6 protein-coding genes are annotated in these 6491 nt (G+C 43.3%); all 6 read right to left on the reverse strand.

The window, feature by feature from the left end:
- Positions 1 to 349, reverse strand: a 349-nt coding sequence (locus HP456_RS18095) for a GTP-binding protein (protein ID WP_246289235.1), incomplete at its 3' end; no start/stop codon positions are given.
- A gap of 129 nt (positions 350 to 478) precedes the next feature.
- A complete protein-coding gene (gene fusA / locus HP456_RS18100; protein ID WP_172253692.1) occupies positions 479 to 2557 on the reverse strand; it encodes an elongation factor G in 2079 nt (692 codons plus the stop codon).
- Positions 2558 to 2607: 50 nt separating this feature from the next.
- A complete protein-coding gene (gene rpsG, locus HP456_RS18105; protein WP_032085267.1) occupies positions 2608 to 3078 on the reverse strand; it encodes a 30S ribosomal protein S7 in 471 nt (156 codons plus the stop codon).
- 44 nt (positions 3079 to 3122) lie between these two features.
- On the reverse strand, positions 3123 to 3545 hold the full coding sequence (gene rpsL, locus HP456_RS18110) for a 30S ribosomal protein S12 (protein WP_032085266.1): 423 nt from the start codon (positions 3543 to 3545) through the stop codon (positions 3123 to 3125).
- Positions 3546 to 3644: 99 nt separating this feature from the next.
- Complete coding sequence (locus HP456_RS18115; RefSeq protein WP_172253694.1) at positions 3645 to 3893, reverse strand: 50S ribosomal protein L7ae-like protein; 249 nt, start codon at positions 3891 to 3893, stop codon at positions 3645 to 3647.
- Between the two features lie 147 nt (positions 3894 to 4040).
- Positions 4041 to 6491: DNA-directed RNA polymerase subunit beta' (gene rpoC / locus HP456_RS18120; RefSeq protein WP_172253696.1), on the reverse strand; the 2451-nt coding region annotated here is incomplete at its 5' end.

Genomic DNA, 6491 nt, shown 5'->3' on the forward strand with positions numbered 1-6491 from the left:
TTTGTGGCATTGGACCATCAGCAGCAGATACTACTAGGATCCCACCGTCCATTTGCGCAGCACCAGTGATCATGTTTTTAACATAGTCAGCGTGTCCTGGGCAGTCAACGTGTGCATAGTGACGAGTGTCAGTTTCATACTCAACGTGTGCAGTAGAGATTGTGATTCCACGTTCTCTTTCTTCTGGTGCACCATCGATTTGGTCATAAGCCATTGCAGTTCCACGACCATACTTCTTGTGAAGAGTAGTTGTGATTGCAGCAGTTAAAGTAGTTTTACCATGGTCAACGTGACCGATTGTACCGATATTCGCATGTTGCTTGGAACGATCAAATTTTTCCTTACCCATTTGAAAATCCTCCTTTAATTTTAAAAGAAATAAGTATATTGTTAAGTCAATTTCAGAAGCGGATTTCTCCACCTCTGAAAGAGTTAAAGCTTACATAGTATTTATACTTTATTGAAGGGAATAAATCAATTATTCACCTTTATTTTTTTTGATGATTTCTTCTGAAATCGACTTAGGTACTTCTTCGTAGTGATCGAAGTGCATGGAGTATGTTCCGCGTCCTTGTGTGTTAGAACGAAGAGACGTTGCATATCCAAACATTTCTGATAGAGGTACGAACGCTTTAACAACTTGTGCGTTACCGCGTGCTTCCATACCTTCCACACGTCCACGACGGGAAGTGACGTCACCCATGATATCTCCAAGGTATTCCTCAGGGATAACAACCTCTACCTTCATCATTGGCTCAAGGATTACCGGCTTACATTTAGAAGCGGCATTCTTAAGTGCCATTGAAGCAGCGATTTTAAACGCCATTTCAGAGGAGTCAACATCATGGTAAGATCCATCGAATAATCTTGCTTTAACATCAACCAGTGGGAAACCGGCAAGTACACCATTTTCAAGTGCATCTTGAAGACCAGCCTGTACTGCAGGGATGTATTCACGAGGAACCACACCACCGACGATACCATTCTCGAATTCGAATCCTTTACCTTCTTCGTTAGGAGCGAATTCGATCCAAACGTGTCCGAATTGTCCGCGTCCACCAGATTGACGTGCGAACTTACCTTCAACTTTAGCCGTATCACGGAAAGTTTCACGGTAAGATACTTGAGGAGCACCAACGTTAGCTTCTACTTTGAATTCACGTTTCATACGGTCAACGATGATATCTAAGTGAAGCTCGCCCATACCCGCGATGATAACTTGTCCAGTTTCCTGGTCAGTATGCGCGCGGAATGTAGGATCTTCCTCTTGCAGTTTTTGTAGAGCAGTCGTCATTTTATCTTGGTCGGCTTTTGATTTAGGCTCAACTGATAAAGAGATAACAGGCTCTGGGAATACCATTGATTCAAGAATAACAAGATTCTTCTCATCACATAGTGTATCGCCAGTACTAGTATCTTTAAGACCAACTGCCGCTGCAATGTCCCCAGCGTAAACGCTTGAGATCTCTTCACGGGAGTTCGCATGCATTTGCAGGATACGTCCTACACGCTCACGCTTGCCTTTTGAAGAGTTTCTTACGTATGAACCAGAATCTAAGATACCAGAGTACACACGGAAGAATGTCAATTTACCAACATAAGGGTCAGTAGCAACTTTAAACGCAAGTGCAGAGAATGGAGCCTCGTCTGAAGATGGACGAGTTACTTCTTCTTCTGTCTCAGGGATAAAGCCTTTGATATCTTCAACATCAGTTGGTGCCGGAAGATAATCGATTACTGAGTCAATCAGTAATTGAACCCCTTTGTTTTTGAAGGCTGATCCGCAAACTACCGGATAGAACTCAACAGTTAGAGTCGCTGTACGGATAGCAGCTTTAAGCTCATCATTTGTAAGCTCTTCGCCTTCAAGGTATTTCATCATTAACTCTTCATCAAGTTCAGATACTGCTTCAATTAATTTTCCGCGGTATTCTTCAGCTTGATCTTTATACTCATCAGGAATGTCACGAGCTTCAGCACGTGTTCCAAGATCATCTTCGTAGAAGTAAGCTTTCATTTCCACTAAGTCGATGATTCCTTCGAAGTCATCTTCAGCCCCGATAGGAAGCTGAATCGGATGTGCATTTGCTTGTAAACGCTCATGAAGAGTTTTTACAGAGTAAAGGAAGTCAGCACCGATTTTGTCCATCTTGTTAACGAACACAACACGGGGAACCCCGTAAGTTGTTGCCTGGCGCCAAACCGTTTCAGTTTGAGGCTCAACACCTGATTGAGCATCAAGTACTGCTACTGCACCATCAAGTACACGCAGTGAACGCTCAACTTCAACAGTGAAGTCTACGTGTCCTGGTGTATCGATGATGTTAATACGATGGCCTTTCCATTGAGCTGTTGTCGCAGCAGATGTGATCGTGATACCACGTTCTTGCTCCTGCTCCATCCAGTCCATTTGAGAAGCACCTTCGTGAGTTTCTCCAATTTTATGGATACGTCCAGTGTAAAAAAGGATACGCTCAGTTGCAGTTGTTTTACCGGCATCGATGTGTGCCATGATACCGATATTACGAGTGTTTTCTAAGGAGAACTCTCTTGGCATGTGGTCTTTCTCCTTCCTTATATGAGTGTGATTTGTTTGTTAATTAAAGATTACCAGCGATAGTGAGCAAACGCTTTGTTCGCTTCAGCCATCTTGTGTGTATCTTCACGCTTCTTGACAGAAGCACCAGTGTTATTAGCTGCATCAAGGATTTCGTTAGCTAAACGCTCTTCCATAGTCTTCTCACCGCGAAGACGAGAGTAGTTTACTAACCAACGAAGACCTAAAGTCGTACGACGCTCAGGGCGAACTTCAACAGGTACTTGGTAGTTTGAACCACCAACACGACGAGCTTTAACTTCCAATACCGGCATGATGTTCTTTAAAGCTGCATCGAATACTTCCATTGCATCTTTTCCAGAACGCTCGCTGATGATATCAAAAGCAGAGTATAATTTCTTTTGAGCTTTACCTCTTTTACCGTCAATCATGATTTTATTGATTAAACGAGTAACTAATTTAGAATTGTACATTGGATCAGGTAAAACGTCTCTTTTTGCTACAGGACCTTTACGTGGCATGTGATTTCCTCCTTTCAATGAGAAATGAATCTATTATTGTTTTATTATTTTTTTGCTGCTTTAGGGCGCTTAGTTCCGTATTTAGAACGTCCTTGCATACGGCCTTCAACTCCAGCTGTATCAAGCGCACCACGTACGATATGATAACGTACCCCTGGTAAATCCTTTACACGTCCTCCACGGATAAGCACGACACTGTGCTCTTGAAGGTTGTGACCGATACCAGGAATGTAAGCAGTAACCTCGATTCCATTTGTCAAACGAACACGTGCATATTTACGTAACGCCGAGTTCGGTTTCTTTGGAGTCATAGTACCTACACGAGTACATACACCACGTTTTTGTGGAGAAGACAAGTTCGTGTGCACTTTCTTAAAGCTGTTATAACCTTTGTTAAGTGCTGGTGACTTAGACTTTGTAGATTTTGACTGACGAGGCTTGCGAACTAATTGGTTAATAGTTGGCATTTTGTTTTCCTCCCTTCTAACTTGGTAAGCCCACACATCCAGGTGGTTCATTTTTGGGTAAAAGTAAAGTTTTTGCAGATATAGTCCACAAAAACTATTTTACTGTATAATCGCAACAGCTGCCGCCCCAACATCTATTCCGCACGATTTACCGAGCTTCTTCATTGAATCCACTTTGGTAACCGTAACGTTCAGATCTTTAGCTGTCTGCACTACTTTCGCTATTACCTTGGGATCAGCATCTTCCGCGATAACAACTTCCAGTACATGACCATTTTTCAGAGCTTTCACTGCTTGCTTTGTCCCTACAATAATTTCTGTCGCCTGTGATACTTTTTCATAAGACATTTGATATCCTCCAAAGTAGCAGGTTATTAATAGGAGCAACCTTGAATATATTATCATCTTAAAATTGCTGTGTCAACACAGAATTAAAAGATTTATAAAAGCTAACTCTTAGAATACAAGATCACTCTAAGAGTTAGCCATATTAGATTACTCTACTGTAACTGTCTCTTCGCTGGTTTCTTCAGCTAAAACAGGTTCAGCTTTGCGGTAGCGCTGCATACCTGTACCAGCAGGTACCAGTTTACCGATGATGACATTTTCTTTCAATCCTAGAAGTTCATCACGTTTTCCTTTAATTGCAGCATCCGTTAACACGCGGGTTGTTTCCTGGAATGAAGCTGCAGATAAGAAGGAATCCGTCTCAAGGGAAGCTTTCGTGATTCCAAGCAATACAGGTCTTCCTGTTGCCGGGAGATTTCCTTTGAGTAATGCATGTTCATTCGCATCTCTGAACTGATGGATATCCATGAGAGTACCCGGAAGCACTTCGGTTTCACCAGCGTCAATGACGCGAACTTTGCGAAGCATTTGACGAACCATAACTTCAACGTGTTTATCGCCGATTTCAACCCCTTGCATACGATATACTTTTTGTACTTCGCGCAGCAAGTATTCTTGAACAGCGGATACATCACGCACTTTAAGAAGTTCTTTCGGATCGATCGAACCTTCCGTAAGTTCCTGTCCGCGTGCAACTTTATCGTTAACAGCGAACTTCATGCGGGCTGTGTAAGGAGCTGTGTAATTTCTTGATTCCACATCACCTTGAACAGTGATTTCATATTGACGGTCTTTTCCTTCTCCAATTGAAGTAATGACACCATCAATTTCGGAGATGACAGCCTGCCCTTTCGGATTACGCGCTTCGAAGATTTCCTGGATACGCGGTAAACCTTGAGTGATATCGTCTCCTGCAACCCCACCGGTATGGAACGTACGCATCGTCAACTGTGTACCTGGTTCCCCGATTGATTGTGCAGCGATGATACCGACTGCTTCTCCTACCTCTACCTTCTGACCAGTAGCTAAGTTTGTACCATAACATTTTTCACACACACCGTGGCGTGTGTTACATGTGAATGCAGAACGGATAGAAACGTGTTCAACTCCTGCATCTACGATGGCTTTGGCTAAGTCTTCATTGATCAGCTGATTTTCATCGACGAGAATCTCATCCGTTTCAGGGTGACGAAGTGTTTTACGCGAATAACGACCAAGCAGACGTTCTTCAAGAGGTTCGATGATTTCTGTCCCCTCTTTAATGGAACCAACCAACAGACCTCTGTCAGTTCCGCAGTCTTCTTCACGTACGATAACATCCTGTGCCACATCCACAAGACGACGAGTCAGGTAACCTGAGTCAGCTGTTTTCAGTGCTGTATCGGCAAGACCTTTACGGGCACCGTGGGTAGAGATAAAGTATTCAAGAACCGTCAGGCCTTCACGGAAACTTGATTTGATCGGCAATTCAATGATGCGGCCGGCCGGGTTGGCCATCAGACCACGCATACCAGCAAGCTGAGTGAAGTTGGATGCATTACCACGGGCACCAGAGTCACTCATCATGAAGATCGGGTTGCGCTTATCAAGGGTCGCCATTAATTTACCTTGGATTGTATCTTTAGCAGCACTCCAGATGGAGATTACACGATCATATCTCTCATCTTCCGTAATCAGACCGCGTTTGAATTGCTTCAATACGTTATCCACTTTACTTTGTGCTTCTACAAGGATTTGCTCTTTTTCAGCTAATACTACGATATCTGCGATACCGACTGTAATACCCGCTTTCGAAGAATATTTGAATCCCAGGTCTTTCATTTTATCGAGCATTCTTGAAGTTTCGGTGATCGCAAACTTCTTGAATACTTCTGCGATGATGTTTCCTAAGAAACCTTTTTTGAACGGATTGATCAACTCACGGCTTTTTACTTCTTCTTTGATATCAGTTCCCGGATCCACAAAGTACTTCTCAGGTGTTGCTTCTTCCAAGTTCGTCTTTGTCGGTTCATTAATGAACGGGAATGAATCAGGCAAAATCTCGTTAAAGATCACTTTACCAACCGTTGTTAATAACATTTGTTTGTTCTGTTTCTCAGTGAACGTTTTGTTGTGAAGTGTTCCTGCATGGATTCCAATGCGGGTATGCAAGTGTACATATCCACTTTGGTAAGCAAGCAGTACTTCGTTTGCGTCCGAGAAGACCATTCCTTCCCCGACTGCATCCTCACGTTCAAGTGTCAGATAATAGTTACCAAGTACCATATCCTGTGATGGTGTAACGACTGGTTTACCATCTTTAGGGTTCAGGATGTTTTGGGCAGCCAGCATCAGCATACGCGCTTCGGCTTGTGCCTCAGAAGATAATGGTACGTGAACCGCCATTTGGTCACCGTCAAAGTCCGCATTGTATGCAGTACATACGAGCGGGTGAAGACGGATCGCTCTACCTTCGACAAGTGTAGGTTCGAATGCTTGAATCCCAAGTCTGTGAAGAGTAGGTGCACGGTTTAAAAGAACAGGATGTTCTTTAATTACCTCTTCCAGTACATCCCATACTTCCGGCTGTACGCGTTCTATCTTGCGTTTCGCACTCTT

This window comes from Bacillus haikouensis (genome assembly GCF_013179555.1).
Classification (GTDB): Bacteria; Bacillota; Bacilli; order Bacillales; family Bacillaceae_B; genus Rossellomorea; species Rossellomorea haikouensis_A.